Consider the following 13,782-nt stretch of genomic DNA (forward strand, 5'->3'; position numbering starts at 1 on the left):
ATTCTTATCATGTGTTGAAGACTGAACCAGTACCCGACCTGATCTGATCCGAGAAACACATGCGGAATGCCGCCTCCGTGGCCGAAGACTTGCGCAAACTTCAGGCAAATGTGGCGTCCGTGGTCTTGGGGAAGCCGGAAGTGATCCGGCAAGCAGTGATCGCCCTGATCGCAGACGGCCACCTGTTGCTGGAAGACGTGCCGGGCGTGGGCAAGACATTGCTCGCCAAGGCGATGGCCAAAAGCATCGACTGTTCCTTTCGCCGCATCCAGTTCACCCCGGATCTTCTCCCCGCCGACTTGTTGGGCACCAGTGTGTTCCATCAACCAAGCGGGGAATTCCGCTTCCAAGCCGGGCCGTTGTTTGCCCAGGTTGTTCTGGCGGACGAAGTGAACCGGGCCACGCCGCGAACTCAATCGGCCTTGCTGGAGGCGATGGGCGAACGGCAAGTCTCCCTTGATGGCGAGACCCGTCGGCTCGGGCCGCCGTTCTTCGTGATTGCCACGCAGAACCCGTATGAGTTCGAGGGGACGTATCCGTTGCCAGAAAGCCAGCTTGATCGCTTTATTCTGCGGTCGAGCGTGGGGTATCCCAACCGGGCCGCCGAGCGGGATTTGTTGAAGCAGCACCGCGAGGGGGAGCCGGTCGATCATCTGCAACCGGTGTTGAATGCCGCGGACATTGTGAAACTTCAGGAGCACGTCCGCGAGGTCCGGGTGTCCGATGCCATCGCGGATTATGTGCTGGACATTATCGAAGCCACCCGTGCCCGGTCGGATGTCACCCTCGGGGCCAGCACCCGCGCGGCCATCGGTTTCTACCGGGCCACGCAGGCCGCCGCCCTGCTCGACGGGCGGGACTTTGTGACGCCGGACGACGTGCGAAGTCTGGCCGTCCCGGCCATCGCCCACCGGATCATCGCCAAAGCCTCCGGGCTGGCGGGAACCGGGGATGCCGCCAGCGAAGCCGTGTTGGATGTCGTGCGGAAACTTCCCGTCCCCACGTGAGCGCATCGTGCCGACACCAAAGCAACCCGTGACCGCCGTGGCCCTGCTTCCCCGCGAGGGAGCCACCAGCAGTCTCGACGGACGCGAAGGATTGCTCTGGTTCGTCGCCGCCGGGGTGATGCTTTTTGTCGGCATCCTCAAGGGCATTAATCTTGTCATCGTCTTGGGTTATGCCCTCCTCGGGCTGGCCGGGTTGAACTGGCTTCTGGCCCGGCGATCCATCACCGGCCTCAAGGCGCGACGACTGGCTCGTTTCCCCATCTACGCGGGTATCCCAACGGAATGGAACATCGAGATCACCGACTTGGGAACCGGAACGGGAAACTGCCAGTTGGAAGAATCCACCAATGAAGGGGAATGCCGGTGGTTCTTCGTGCGGACGCCTGCCCCCCGCGTAGAGACAATCCGCTGTCGGCTGACACTTTCGACCCGAGGCCGGCATCCTCTGTTGCCACTGAAGGCGATCACTTCCTATCCGTTCGGGTTAATCCATCAATCAACAGAACTGCTTCCGGGTGACGAATTGATTGTGTTGCCGCGTCCGGCTCGTGTGGACGGAGAACGCCTGCGAACATGGCTGCTGCGAACGTGGGCCGGGCGGGACGAAGAGCAACGCCGATTGCGAAAAGTGGTTGACCGGGAAGCCGAAATCCACGGACTGCGGGATTATCGACAGGGTGACGCCCCGCGACGCATCCACTGGCGGGCGACGGCAAGGCGCAATCGTTTGACGGTCAAAGAATACGAGGATGCCGCCCCGCCGCGATTGTTGCTGATTCTTGACCCGATTGTCTTGGGAAATTCAGCAATTGAAGACATGAAGGCTCTCGAACTGGCCATCTCGCTGACAGCCGGGATCGTGCGGGAGTGGCGTCGTCAAGCCGGAGCCCGATTGACGCTCATCGTCGCGGGAAGCGATCCAAAGGCCATCGACGGTCCCCCCGGACCGACCATCACCGAACGACAATTGGAGATGCTGGCACTTACCCAACCCTCGGGAGACCCCGAATTGGGAACAGCCCTCCAGACGCTCTCACGTCAGGCCCTCGCCGCCCCGACGCTGGTGGTCAGCACGCGATCCGATTCCCTGATTCCGCACGAAATTTACCGGATGCTCGGCCGGACGGCAGCTTTCATTTCCGTGGACTGCCCGGAGAGTTGGTTTCAATTTGAAACGGCAGGTGTTGAACTGGACACACCTGCCGACACCGAGAATGCGGAACCGGAAAACCCTTCTTAAACCGTCACTTCGTTTCCAGGCAATAAAGCTGCGTTTGCGTGCGGATGAACAAGTCCTTGCCAACGGCCGCCGGGGAGCCTTTGCATCCGTCCTCCAGCGTGTTGGTGGCAATCACGTTCAGTTCCGGTGTGGCCGAGACAATGTAGCCGCCCCCTTTTTCGTCGAAGATATAAATCTTTCCCTCGCTGATAATTGGCGAAGCAGTGAAGGCGGCCCCGCGAGCCTCCAAACGGGTTTTGTTCAATTCTTTGCCGTCCTTCGTGTCCAGACAGGTGACGATCCCGCCGCTGTTCACCATGTACAATTTGTCCCCCTCGATCAGGAACGAGGAACGGTTGGGGGTTCCCTTGCCGAAGGTCCATTCGATGTTGGTCTTCGTGATGTTGCCGGTTCCCTCGGGTCGAATGGCGACCAATTGCTTGCCGCCGTCCGAACTGGCGGTGAACACTTTGCCCGCCCCGAAGACGGGCCGTAAGGAGGCGTTCATTCCGCCGTGGACCACCCGCCAGATTTCGTCGCCCGTTTTGGGATCGTAGGCGGCCGTCGCATCGGCCGAAGGGCTGACCAGCATGTCTTTGCCGCCGACCTTGATAAGCAACGGCGTGGAGTAGGCTTTCTTCAGGTCGCCGTTCATCGAATCCGGATGAAACTTGCGGTCTTTTTTCCACGCCACTTTGCCAGTGTTTTTGTCAATGGCCGCCAAGAATTGAACGTCGAATCCATCGAAGGTAAGAATCAATAAATCCCCCACCAAGACGGGCGACGATGCCGCTCCGCGATGGTGGTTGCAGTCGAGTTCCTTGTCTTTGATGCTCCAGAGGATTTTGCCGGTTTTGGTGTCGATGCAGGCCGTCCCCGCGACACCGAAATGCACGTAGACCCGGCCTTCTTCGATCACCGGCGTCGGCGAGGAATAGCTGTTGAACCCGGCCCACACGTGGTATGGGTCTTTCGGATCGGGGCGGTTGATCTCGAACACCAATAAATCGTGGATCATCTTGCCCGTTTCCCGGTCGAAGGCGAGGGCATAAAGTTTCTCCCCCTTGGCGGTTGCCGTGGTCAGCCACACCTGATTGCCCCAGACGACCGGCGACGACCATCCCTTGTCGTGGACGGGCGTCTTCCACTTCACGTTTTCTTTCTCGCCCCACTTGGTTGGCAACCCTTTGGCATCCGAGTGGCCGTCCCCGTGGGGGCCGCGATACTCGGGCCAGTTGTCCGCCGCGAAGGCGGTGAGGGAGGAGAGAAACAAGGCGGTCAACACGGCACGAATCATGTGAAAAATCCCGGCGGGAAGGTCGTCAGAAAGTTTGAAAAAATGTGCAAGGCGGGAATGATGGCTTGAGGGTGTCCAAAGGTTGTGCCCCAACCTGTTTGCATCATACCAAATCGGATCGTACCCGCACGATCAAAGTTTTGAAAGTAAAAACACCCGCCGAAGCGGGGCAATCTCCGACAGGTAACAACAGTCCAAGCGAGTTGGTTTGACCGGATTTTACACCACCCGGCCCAATGTCTTCCTTACTTCAACACGGCCGTCGGCCCGCTCACAAACGCTTCGCTGATGGCCTTCGCTTGTTCCCCGGTCAACTCGCCTTCCTGCACCCAGAGGCGGTACTTGATCTTCAGGGGGGCTTCCGGGGTCAGGTCATACTCGAAGTAGGTTCCAATTCGGCCGTAAGTTCGTTCGCTCTGGCGTGCTTCCTTCGGATTGGCCGGGTGGTCGAGATACAGTGTCGTGTATCGCTTGTCGCCGTCCACAAAGCTCATGGCGTTCCAAGCCAGGTTCTTGTGGTCCATCGCCTTGCCCTTTTCCCAGTTCTTTTCCTTGCCAAGCTCCCCCTTGCCATCCGGACGGAGGAAGTACGTTTCGTTCTTGTGGTTCTTTTCCACGTCTTGCGCCGCCCGGAAATGGAAACCGGCATGCTGCGGATCGCCGTCCAGCTGAACTTTCGGACGTTCCGTCTTCACCATTGATTCAAACTCGACAAGCCAGCCCTTTTCGAGCGGGTAAACGGTCAACTCGCGGTGTTCCTCGGCAAACGGCTTGCCGTCCTGCCCGTTCCAAGCGACTTGTACCCGATGACGGCCCAACACCGGTCCGGCCGTGTGGCTCAAAAAGCCCGCGTGTTGTTGCGATTCGCCGGTGCGACAGTGCCACACGTCGGCTTTTTTGCCGTCATAGGAAATGTTGTTGAAGCCGAAATAGATGCCCCGATGGTGGGGGAATTGCCCCTCGGTTCCGTTCGTCAGTTGCACTTTGCCGGTGGAATCGAACAGGTGGTGATAGACCTTGATGGTCGGATTGGCGATGGGCGATTGCTTCGGCGGGGTGGCCGCCGGGTCGAACTTCGGCCGGACATATTTCAGCACGTCCTTCTCCGAGTAGGTCAACACGGGGGCTTCCCCATCGGCGTCCTTCCAAGCAAAAGCCTCTTTTGCGGCGATGGCGTTCGCGGAGAACTTGGCCGTGAGAGTTCCGGTCGCCCCGGCTTTCACTTCGGGCAAGGTGAAGATCAACTCGGCCGCCTTGGCCCCGGAGTGGAGCGAGGGAACCAAAACAATCTGGCCGGGAAATGGCCCTTTTTGCCCGAAAGTCTCGGCTCCGCTGATCTCGACGCCCTTGAATTTGGCGAAGGCTTCCGGCACCGGAACCTTGATGACCGGGTGCAGGGCGTCGGTCTTGCCGCCCGTGATGGTGATCTCGGCGGTCTTGTCCTGCGCGACGGTCCAACCCGCCACCGCAAGGAGCAATGCCAGTGTGATGCGATGTTTCATGAAGTCACTTGTGAATCAAGAAGTTTTTACGAACGGGAGAACACAAATTTCTGCGGTGAACCAGTTCCCAGCGCCCCGCCGGCGGGGCGCCACAACACCACGTCTTCGATTTTCCGGGCGAGGTCGAAATCCTTGTCCGTGATGCCGCCGGCCGAATGGGTTTTCAATTTCACCCAGAGTTTGGCATAGGTCACGGAAAGGTCCGCGTGGTGATAGGCCGCCTCGCAGAGATAGCCGATGGCGTTGACAGCCATCAGCGTTTGCGGCCATCCGTCGGTGTTGTACTTTCGGCGAAGCCAGCCATCTTCGAGATACCAGCCCGTGAGGCCGGTTTCGGTGATTTTGGCGGTGATTTCGGCTTCGGAATAAACTCGTTCTGGAGTGGGTGTCATGGCGGGGGTTCTCGGCGGGGCGACTGGAAAAGCCGTGAGGGCGTTTTACAAGAACAGTCGGAGAAAGACGAACGGGGTGATGTTGCCTTTCCCGATCCTCCCCGAAAATGCGGCCGCCCCGCTACACTAATCCCCGCCCTCGTTTCCACACGTTGAATTTCCATCCCGAGGAGACTCTCCCGTGAATTATCGTTGGTTACCGTTGGTCCTGTGTTTCGTCGCTCCCGCGTGGAGCCAGGAAGCCCCCAAGAACGTGGCTTCCGTGCTTCAGCCGTATGTGGATCAACACAAACTGGCCGGGGCGGTCACGCTTGTCGCGGACAAGGAAAAAATCCTGTCCGTTGAAACGGTTGGCTTCGCCAACATCGCCGCCAAGTCGCCGATGTCCAAAGACTCCCTCTTCTGGATCGCTTCCATGAGCAAGCCGATCACGGCGGTCGGCCTGATGATGCTTGTGGACGAAGGGAAAGTGAAACTCGACGAACCGGCCTCGAAATACCTGCCGGAATTGAAAGATGTTTGGGTGGCCGCCGAGAAGGACAACGACCATGTGTTGCTCAAACGGCCCAAAAATGTGATGACCGTTCGCATGCTGTTGACCCACGTCAGCGGCATGCCGTTCGTCTCGGCACTGGAACAACCGACGCTTGACATGGTCACCCTCAAGGACGGCGTGCGAAGTTATGCCATGACGCCGCTGCATGCCGAGCCGGGCACAAAATTTCAATACTCAAACGCCGGAATCAACACCGCCGGCCGGATCATCGAAGTGGTGAGCGGCATGCCCTACGAGGAGTTCATGGAAAAGCGGCTCTTTGGACCGCTGGGCATGAAAGACACGACGTTCACACCGAACGAGGAACAACTGAAACGACTGGCCACCAGTTACAAACCAAACGCGAAGAAGGATGATCTGGAAGAAACCCCCATCTGGGCGCTGACCTACCCGCTGACGGGCAAGAAACGGCTGCCGATGCCGGCGGGCGGGTTATTCTCCACCGCCTCGGACTTGGCGGCCTTCTGCCAGATGATGCTCAATGGCGGCGAATGGAAGGGCGTCAAATACCTGACGCCTGAGAGTGTGAAGGAAATGACCAAGCGCCAGACACCAGAGACGATGAAGGAAAGCTGGGGTCTCGGCTTCACCGTCGGTCCGAACACCTACGGCCACGGCGGGGCGTTCGCCACTCAAATGAATGTTGACACCAACCGGAACTTGGTCACGATTTTCCTCGTCCAACACTCGGGCTTCCCCGGCGACGGCGGCAAAACCCATGACGTGTTCCGGCAAACGGCTGCCGTGCTTTACGGTAAGAAGTGAGACGATGAACCACGGATCAAAATGCGGCAAAGGCATTAAATTCGTGGTTCACTTTTTCTCGGCAAACAGCGACTCGGCTTTTTCCGGTTTGTCGTGCGTGTATTTGGCGATGCCGGAAAAGAACATTTGCACCTGTTCGGCCCCCTGTTGGGCCATCTTCGGGGCGCTGTCTCCCAGCACTTTGGCGACGAGGCTGGCCGCCTTGTTGTCGGTGGTTAAAAACACCTCCACCTGATGCTTGATTGTCACGTCCCCGTCCGGGCGTTGTTTTTCCGAGTGGTTCAGCACGGCCACGGCCGTCACCGGAAAAGATGGCGACAACGCGGCCGGCTTGATCTTCCCCTCCGCATACCAAATCCGGCCGCCGGGGCCTCGGGCGACCGATTGCCAGACCATTTCGCTGCCGTTTTCGTCCCGCCAGATGAACCGGCCATCCTTGAGGGTTTTGATCTCGGCCGCACCGACTCCAAGCTTCCGCCAAGCCTGCGAGGTGCGGTCCGGGTGATCGAGGAGCCATTGGTACATGTCCGAATGGCTGACGAATTCCTCGGACGGGGCGACCGCCGTGATTGTGGGGGATTTCATCACCTTGGTGATCGCCTCCCGCGTGACGCCGGGCAGGGATTCCAATGCCACCGGCAAGGGAAGACTGGTGAGGCGGGCGCCATAGCTGGATGATTCCACCCGCGGTTCGGCGACAGCCACGGAACAAGCGAGGAGTCCGATCGACGCGCCCCAGACAAACAGCCCGGCTTTCATGGGTTCTCCCGTCATGCTGCTTTTGCCCGCTTTCACGGGATACTCGCTTTTATCGTTCCGCCCGGCCGGACGACGTGAGGTATTCTGGCGAGACGGGCAAGGGGGAGGTGGCTAAACTGGAAAGATGCGCGTGCTACTCTTCGATATTGACGGTACTCTGATCCGTTCCGGCGGGGCAGGCAAGTATTCGATGGAAGCGGCCCTTCAGGCCGCCTTCGGCCTCACCGAGATCCGCGACCGCGTTTCGTACAGCGGCCGGACGGATCGGGCGATCATCCACGATCTCCTCCTGCTTCACGATCTTGCCGCGACCCCCGAAAATGCCCGGCTTTTGGAAGCTGCATACTTGGCCCATCTTCCGGAGGCGTTGGCAACGCGCGAGGGATTGGTTCTGCCGGGAATCGTGGAAACACTGGCCCGAAAACACGACGGTATCGCCATCGGCCTGTTGACCGGCAATGTCGCGGCCGGGGCAGCCATTAAGTTGAAGCACTACGGATTGGCCGATCACTTTGCCTTCGGCGGCTTCGCGGACAATCTGTCCAGACGTGATGACGTCGCCCGGCGAGCCTTCGCGGAAGCCGAGCGGCACCTAAACATGAAACTAGACCCGGCGAATGTCTGGGTCATCGGCGACACCCCGGCCGATGTGCAATGCGCAAGGGCGATCGGCGCCAAAGCCATCGCCGTGCAAACCGGCTGGCACACCCCGGAAGAACTCGCCGCCGCCGGACCGGATCATTTGTTCCCGGATTTCACTCATGCGAGGGAGTTGTGGCCGGTGTGGGGAATGATGGAATGACCAATGAGCCAATGACCAAACCGAGTGAATTTCATTTCCGTCTGGGTCGGTGAACAAATCTGATTGGTCATTGGTCATTGGTCATTGGTCATTGCTCAGAGGCCGGGTGCTTTCGGCAAAATGGGCGGGTCGTAATTGTTTACTCCCTTCACTTTCACTTTGCGGGAATACACTTTGTCCCCGCACACGGCATAGATCGTGTCGAAGTCCGGGCCGCCGAAGGTGAGATTGGCAACTTTGCCATTTGGCGTCGGGATGATGCAATTCACACGGCCGGCTTGGTCGCACACTTGCAAGCCCATGCGGGTCGCCACATAGAGGCGGCCTTCGCGGTCCACTCGCAGGCCGTCCGCGCCGCTGTCTTCGGCGGTGTCCGGCACATGGAGGTGGAAATACTTCTGCTTGTGGGCGAGGGTTCCATCGGCTTGAATCTGGTAGCTATACACCCAATGCGATCGTGAATCGGCGACATACAGCAACGTTTGATCCGGGGAAGTGCAGATGCCGTTGGAGAACTTCAGACCGGTGTCGACGACTTTCTTTTCGCCCTTGGCCGGGTTGATGAGCCAGATTTTGCTGGTGTCCGAGTTCAACCCAGTCCAGTTCGGGTTGGTCACATAAATGTTGCCGTTATTCAGGACAACCAAATCATTGCCTTTGAATCCTTCGGCGATCACCGTTGGCTTGCCGTCGGCATCATAAGCCATGATGTGTTCGGCGCCGTTGGAGGCCGAGTAGAGCCGGCCATCCGGCCCGAAGGCCTGGCCGTCGTTCTTCTTGGTGTCTTTGAGGAACACGGCGGGTTTGCCATCGGCTCCGATTTTGTATGTTGTGCCGCTGGGAACCTCGTTGAAAAACACTTCGCCCTTGATGTTGACCGCCGGGCCTTCCGTGAATTTGTACCCTTCGCCGACCAGCTTCCAGTCTTCGCCGGGGATCAGGATTTGCCGAAGTTGCGGCGACCCCAAACCGGCCTTCACCGGGTTCGGGTGATCTTTCCAAATCCACTTCATCGCCTGCGGGAAAATCTCCGTGGCATGTTGGCCGTTGTGGCCGCCGGTTCCCCAAGCGTGGTTGACTTCGTAACCCGCGAAGACGAAGGAGCGTTCAATTTCTTGGTTCGCCATCCACCAGTCGCCGCCATAAATGTTCTGGTCGGCGCTGCCGTCTTCCAAAAAGATGCGGATCGGTTTCGGTTCAACCTTCCGAATGAGCGTCGGGTAATTATTCCCGCCACGCAGACCGACATAGGTGCCGATGGAACTGAACACTCGCTTGAACGCATCCGGCCGTTCCCATGCGGCCGTGAAAGCACAGATCGCCCCGCTGCTGGCCCCGGCGATGCAACGGTCATTGCCGTCCTTCGAGAGTTTGATTTCCCGGCCATCTTGGGCCTTTTTCTTCTCCACTTCCGGCAGGATTTCATCAAGGATGAACTTGGCGTAGTCCCCGCCGAGGCCATCGTATTCGTAACTTCGGTTGAAGCGGTCAAGGGCCTTGTCATTTGGGGCCTTGACACGGCCGTGCATTACGAACACGCCGATGGTCACCGGCATTTCTTTTTGGTGAATGAGTTGGTCGAACACTTTCGGGGCGTTGTACTGGATGCCGTCCTGACACACGAACACACACGCCGGTGTTTTGCCGTCGTATTGAGCGGGAATGTACACCCAATAATCCCGTGTGGTGCCGGGGAATATCTTGCTGTCCGAAAACACGTACTTTGTGACTTCCCCTTTGGGCCACTCGATTTTCGGTTCTTCTTGCTTGGTTTTGGTTTTCTTCGGCTCTTCCTTTTTGGAGGCGGGAGTCGTGGATTTGGGTGGTTCTTGGGCCAATACCCCGATGGAGAAAACTAGCAGCAACGCCGCGGACAAACGCATGACGGCACTCCGGTGGAGAGTGGGAAACGATGGAAATGGGTTAAGAGGAATGGCCGTGCCGGACAAGGAAAACGAAAGCCGGAATTGGTTGAGAGGAAACGCTGATTTGTTTTGAGAACAAATCAGCGGGAGATCATGGGGAAATTGGAAAACTGGGGAACATGGATTCGAACCATGACGGGCCGGTTCAGAGCCGGATATGCTACCGTTACATCATTCCCCAAGAAAACGGTCCGTTTGTGCGACCGCTTATTTCAACAGTGATACTGTAGGTGTTCGTCGGGTTCGCGGGAAGAGGCTTCCGGCCGCACGTTTCGACGTTTCAATGTCTCGCCGGGAAGGAGGCGGCGAGTTGATTGCCGTTGATCCTCTCGCAACTGTTATTATCTCGGCGAGAAGTTCAAAATCCAATGAGTTGTCAGTGATGGCATCTCATCTCATCATGATTCTGTGCGGGATCGATCCGTTTGCGAATCCCGGCGAGGAGCGGGGGAAAACCGAATGATCATTTTGCCCCGCTAGTTGCTTGTCCCGGAATTCGGGCACCCCTTGGCAAGGAATCCGAAACGGCGAAGGAATCGAACATGAAATTTGGGTATGCGATCCTTTATGTCGACGACGTGGAGAAGACGGTGGCGTTTTATGAATCCACCTTCGGACTGAAACGGCGCTTCGTTCACGAAAGCGGTTATGGCGAGATGGACACCGGGGACACGAAACTCGGCTTCGCCAGCGTTGAACTCGCCCGGTCGAATGGCGTCTCGTTCGTCCCGGCAAACCCCGAGGGGCCGTCGCCGGCAGTCGAGGTGGCCTTTGTGACGGATGATGTCAAAAAGGCTTTTGACGCGGCCGTGAACGCCGGGGCTTTCCCGGTTGCCAAACCCAAGCAAAAACCTTGGGGGCAGACTGTGGCCTACGTCCGTGATCTCAATGGCTTTCTGGTCGAGATTTGCTCCCCGATGTGACCCGCCGCTTTGGAACCAACCCCGACGAATATGAGGATTTGCTGTTTAATCCCATGTCGGGAGCCACTCTGTGCTGACTTCCAGTTTTGCCTGACGGATTTCATCAAATCCTAGAGCAAATTCAACGTGCCACGGGTGACGCCGAGTTGGTTCATGGCCTTCAGCAACCGCCATGTTTGGCGGCCATCCTCGGCGCCGGAGAGAACCCGCTTGTAAGTTTCCACCAATGCGGCCGCTTGCTCCGGGGTTTCTCGCACCATGTCGATACGGAAACGCCGCAGGCCGATGTCTTGCATTCGCTGGACATACTCAGCCCCTGATTGCGGCACGCTATTGAACACCGTGTTTCGACAACCGGCGTCCGGTGTCACCGGAAAACTTGCCCCGGTGCGGTCTCGAAGGTCAACGGCGTGTTCCTCGCACGGCCGGCCGCAATCCCGCCAGTCTTTGCCTGTGGATAAGAACGCCGCGAAGACGCAATGCTCCATATGAAACATCGGCATATGTTGATGGATCACCGGCTCAAACCATTCGGCATGGGAATGTTTGACCAACGCGACCAATTGATCCCAGTTCAAATCATAACTGGGCACCAGTCGCGTCAGTCCCTCGGCCATCAGCACGTCGGCGGTGATTTCGTTGGCCACGTTTAGGGAGAAATCCCCGATCATAGGAATCTGGGGGGCGTGTTCACGGAAGTAGCCGATGCTGCCAAGATTCCTCACTAGAATCGCGTCCGGCTTTGCCCAGAGGATTGGCTTCAGGAAACCCTCGTCCCCCGGTTTCAAAATGCGAAGCGTTGCCAGCCCGATGGGCACCCCCGCCTCGTTGGCGAGCGGCACGGCCTCCCGATATCGCCGGACATCCTCGAAGTCCGCGTAAACCATCGTGGGTTTCAGCGGCAAAACCGCCTTCAATTGCTCGATGGTATGAACCTGCACTGTCAGGAACGATTCGGGTTTCGTCGCGGCCACGGTTCGCCCGGCAATTTCTTTGCGAATGTTGGCCAAGGCATCCGGGTCGCCAACGGACACTTTCACGGCTTCTTCCCGGCGGGTCTGCAATTGTTCGGCCAGTTGTCGGCGCAGGTCGTTTAGCACGCTCTTCGGAATCATCGCATTGGCGGGCGCGCGAGACTCGACGGCGGCGAGTTCAAACGGCGTTTCGCCCAAACGGGATAACTGTTCTCGCACGGCTTCCACCGTGGTCGGTTGTTTGGTGGCCGCCTGGAGCGGGCCAGCCCAAGTTGCCGTGGCCGAATTCCCGGCGGGGTCGGTGGCCGTCGCCGTCAATGAGCCACCAAGATGCCCGGCGAGGGCGATGGTGATCGGAGTGCGATGAACAATCGAATCGCGGGCATAGGTTTGTTCGAGGCGTTTCCGTGTCGCGGGGTCGTCTGTTTTCCACACCACGCACCCGACGGGGATGGCCGAAAGATCAACGGATTCGACATCGAACGACACATCGGCAAATCGACTCCCCGGTCGAATCTCCACCCGCCAGACACGGCCGCCCGGTTCCTTTTCTTGCGGTTTGCCGATGTCGAACATCAGTCCGTCGCCGGGCTTGACCGAATCCTCGATTGGACCTTGGGCTTGCAGGTCGATCCGCACCGATTTAAGCGTTGTGCCGACGACTTTGCCGATTCTCATGCCCCGATTCTTGGGGAACCGACCCCGCACCAATTGTTGGTGATTTGGCCCTTCCAAAAAGCCGGGCGTGAATCCGCGGGAGAAGGTTTGCTCCATGTCCATCAGTTGCCGGTCGGTGATCCGAAACGGCGAATCGTTGATGGCCGCATCAATTGCGGCCCGGTAGGTCGTCGCGGCGGCGGCGACGTATTCCGGCCCCTTGAGCCGACCTTCGATTTTGAAACTCACCACCCCGGCCTCGATCATATCCGCTACTTGGGCATACCCGGCGAGGTCTTGCGGACTGAGCAAGTATGCCTTGTCCCCGAGTTCGCGGTGTTCGCCGTCCACGTACATTTCGTAAGGGAGCCGGCACGCCTGGGCGCACTGGCCACGGTTGGCGCTGCGGCCGCCGAGGGCTTCGCTGGTGAGACATTGCCCGGAATAGGCGACACACAACGCCCCGTGGACGAACACTTCAATCGGAACGCTGGTTTCTTCCCACACCCGGCGAATGTCGCTGACGGAAAGTTCCCGCCCGAGAACGACCCGCTCGACCCCGAGTTTCCCGGCGGCAAATTTCACGCCCCGACTTTCGGTGAGCGTCATTTGCGTGGAGGCATGGATTTCCAATTTGGGAACCAACCGCCGGATCAACATCGCCAGGCCGAGATCCTGCACGATGACGGCATCCACCCCGTTGGCGGCGATGGTTTGTAGATATTCCGCGATATCCGGCAGTTCGTCGCTAAAAATCAGGGTGTTCAGGGCGACGAATCCCCGCACGTTGCGGTGATGCAGGAAGGCCATCACCTCGGGGAGTTCGGCCTCGGTGAAGTTGGTGGCCCGGTGGCGGGCGTTGAAACGGTCCAACCCGAAGTAAACCGCGTTGGCCCCATTGGCGCATGCGGCGCGGAGAGCGGTCCAGTCCCCGGCGGGGGCGAGCAATTCGGGTGTTCGTCGATTGAGTGTCATCTGTTTTATCTTACATGCCGTGGGCCCGT

12 protein-coding genes and 1 tRNA gene are annotated in these 13,782 nt (G+C 58.6%); 6 read left to right on the forward strand and 7 right to left on the reverse strand.

Annotated elements, in window-relative coordinates:
- The first annotated feature begins 59 nt into the window (after positions 1-59).
- Positions 60-1,007 carry an AAA family ATPase gene (locus tag BGIM_RS0120270; RefSeq protein ID WP_020471562.1) on the forward strand — a complete coding sequence of 316 codons (948 nt, stop codon included), beginning with the start codon at positions 60-62 and terminating at the stop codon, positions 1,005-1,007.
- 7 nt (positions 1,008-1,014) lie between these two features.
- Complete coding sequence (locus tag BGIM_RS0120275) at positions 1,015-2,247, forward strand: DUF58 domain-containing protein (protein ID WP_157369271.1); 1,233 nt, start codon at positions 1,015-1,017, stop codon at positions 2,245-2,247.
- A 4-nt stretch (positions 2,248-2,251) separates the two neighbouring features.
- On the opposite strand, the gene BGIM_RS0120280 is transcribed toward BGIM_RS0120275, so the two are convergent.
- From BGIM_RS0120280 to BGIM_RS0120295, 3 genes are all read right to left on the reverse strand, one after another.
- A complete protein-coding gene (locus BGIM_RS0120280) occupies positions 2,252-3,523 on the reverse strand; it encodes a PQQ-binding-like beta-propeller repeat protein (RefSeq protein WP_020471564.1) in 1,272 nt (423 codons plus the stop codon).
- A 245-nt stretch (positions 3,524-3,768) separates the two neighbouring features.
- Positions 3,769-5,025, reverse strand: coding sequence for a DUF6807 family protein (locus BGIM_RS0120290; protein ID WP_020471566.1), 1,257 nt, complete (start codon positions 5,023-5,025; stop codon positions 3,769-3,771).
- A 26-nt stretch (positions 5,026-5,051) separates the two neighbouring features.
- Positions 5,052-5,417, reverse strand: coding sequence for a 4a-hydroxytetrahydrobiopterin dehydratase (locus BGIM_RS0120295; protein WP_020471567.1), 366 nt, complete (start codon positions 5,415-5,417; stop codon positions 5,052-5,054).
- Here BGIM_RS0120295 and BGIM_RS67825 point away from each other — a divergent pair.
- Together BGIM_RS67825 and BGIM_RS0120305 are read left to right on the forward strand one after the other, a co-directional pair.
- A complete protein-coding gene (locus BGIM_RS67825) occupies positions 5,416-5,547 on the forward strand; it encodes a hypothetical protein (protein ID WP_020471568.1) in 132 nt (43 codons plus the stop codon). The genes BGIM_RS0120295 and BGIM_RS67825 overlap by 2 nt on opposite strands.
- 51 nt (positions 5,548-5,598) lie before the next feature.
- On the forward strand, positions 5,599-6,738 hold the full coding sequence (locus tag BGIM_RS0120305; protein ID WP_020471569.1) for a serine hydrolase domain-containing protein: 1,140 nt from the start codon (positions 5,599-5,601) through the stop codon (positions 6,736-6,738).
- Between the two features lie 48 nt (positions 6,739-6,786).
- Here BGIM_RS0120305 and BGIM_RS0120310 read toward each other — a convergent pair whose 3' ends face one another.
- Positions 6,787-7,497: a hypothetical protein gene (locus BGIM_RS0120310; protein WP_020471570.1), complete on the reverse strand. Its 711-nt coding sequence runs from the start codon at positions 7,495-7,497 to the stop codon at positions 6,787-6,789.
- Between the two features lie 124 nt (positions 7,498-7,621).
- Here BGIM_RS0120310 and BGIM_RS0120315 point away from each other — a divergent pair, with 124 nt between their 5' ends.
- A complete protein-coding gene (locus BGIM_RS0120315; protein WP_020471571.1) occupies positions 7,622-8,299 on the forward strand; it encodes an HAD family hydrolase in 678 nt (225 codons plus the stop codon).
- Between the two features lie 95 nt (positions 8,300-8,394).
- On the opposite strand, the gene BGIM_RS0120320 is transcribed toward BGIM_RS0120315, so the two are convergent.
- Positions 8,395-10,182 carry an SMP-30/gluconolactonase/LRE family protein gene (locus tag BGIM_RS0120320; protein ID WP_029630218.1) on the reverse strand — a complete coding sequence of 596 codons (1,788 nt, stop codon included), beginning with the start codon at positions 10,180-10,182 and terminating at the stop codon, positions 8,395-8,397.
- 152 nt (positions 10,183-10,334) lie between these two features.
- Positions 10,335-10,405, reverse strand: a tRNA-Gln gene (locus BGIM_RS0120325).
- A 361-nt stretch (positions 10,406-10,766) separates the two neighbouring features.
- Here BGIM_RS0120325 and BGIM_RS0120330 point away from each other — a divergent pair.
- The gene (locus BGIM_RS0120330; protein WP_020471573.1) at positions 10,767-11,147 is read left to right on the forward strand and encodes a VOC family protein; all 381 of its coding nucleotides are present in this window, start codon (positions 10,767-10,769) and stop codon (positions 11,145-11,147) included.
- Between the two features lie 110 nt (positions 11,148-11,257).
- Here the strand turns inward: BGIM_RS0120330 and BGIM_RS0120335 are convergent, their stop codons facing one another.
- Positions 11,258-13,753, reverse strand: a complete 2,496-nt coding sequence (locus tag BGIM_RS0120335; protein ID WP_020471574.1) for a DUF3656 domain-containing U32 family peptidase — start codon at positions 13,751-13,753, stop codon at positions 11,258-11,260.
- Positions 13,754-13,782 lie beyond the last annotated feature (29 nt).

The sequence above is a fragment of the Zavarzinella formosa DSM 19928 genome (assembly GCF_000255705.1).
Taxonomy (GTDB): domain Bacteria; phylum Planctomycetota; class Planctomycetia; order Gemmatales; family Gemmataceae; genus Zavarzinella; species Zavarzinella formosa.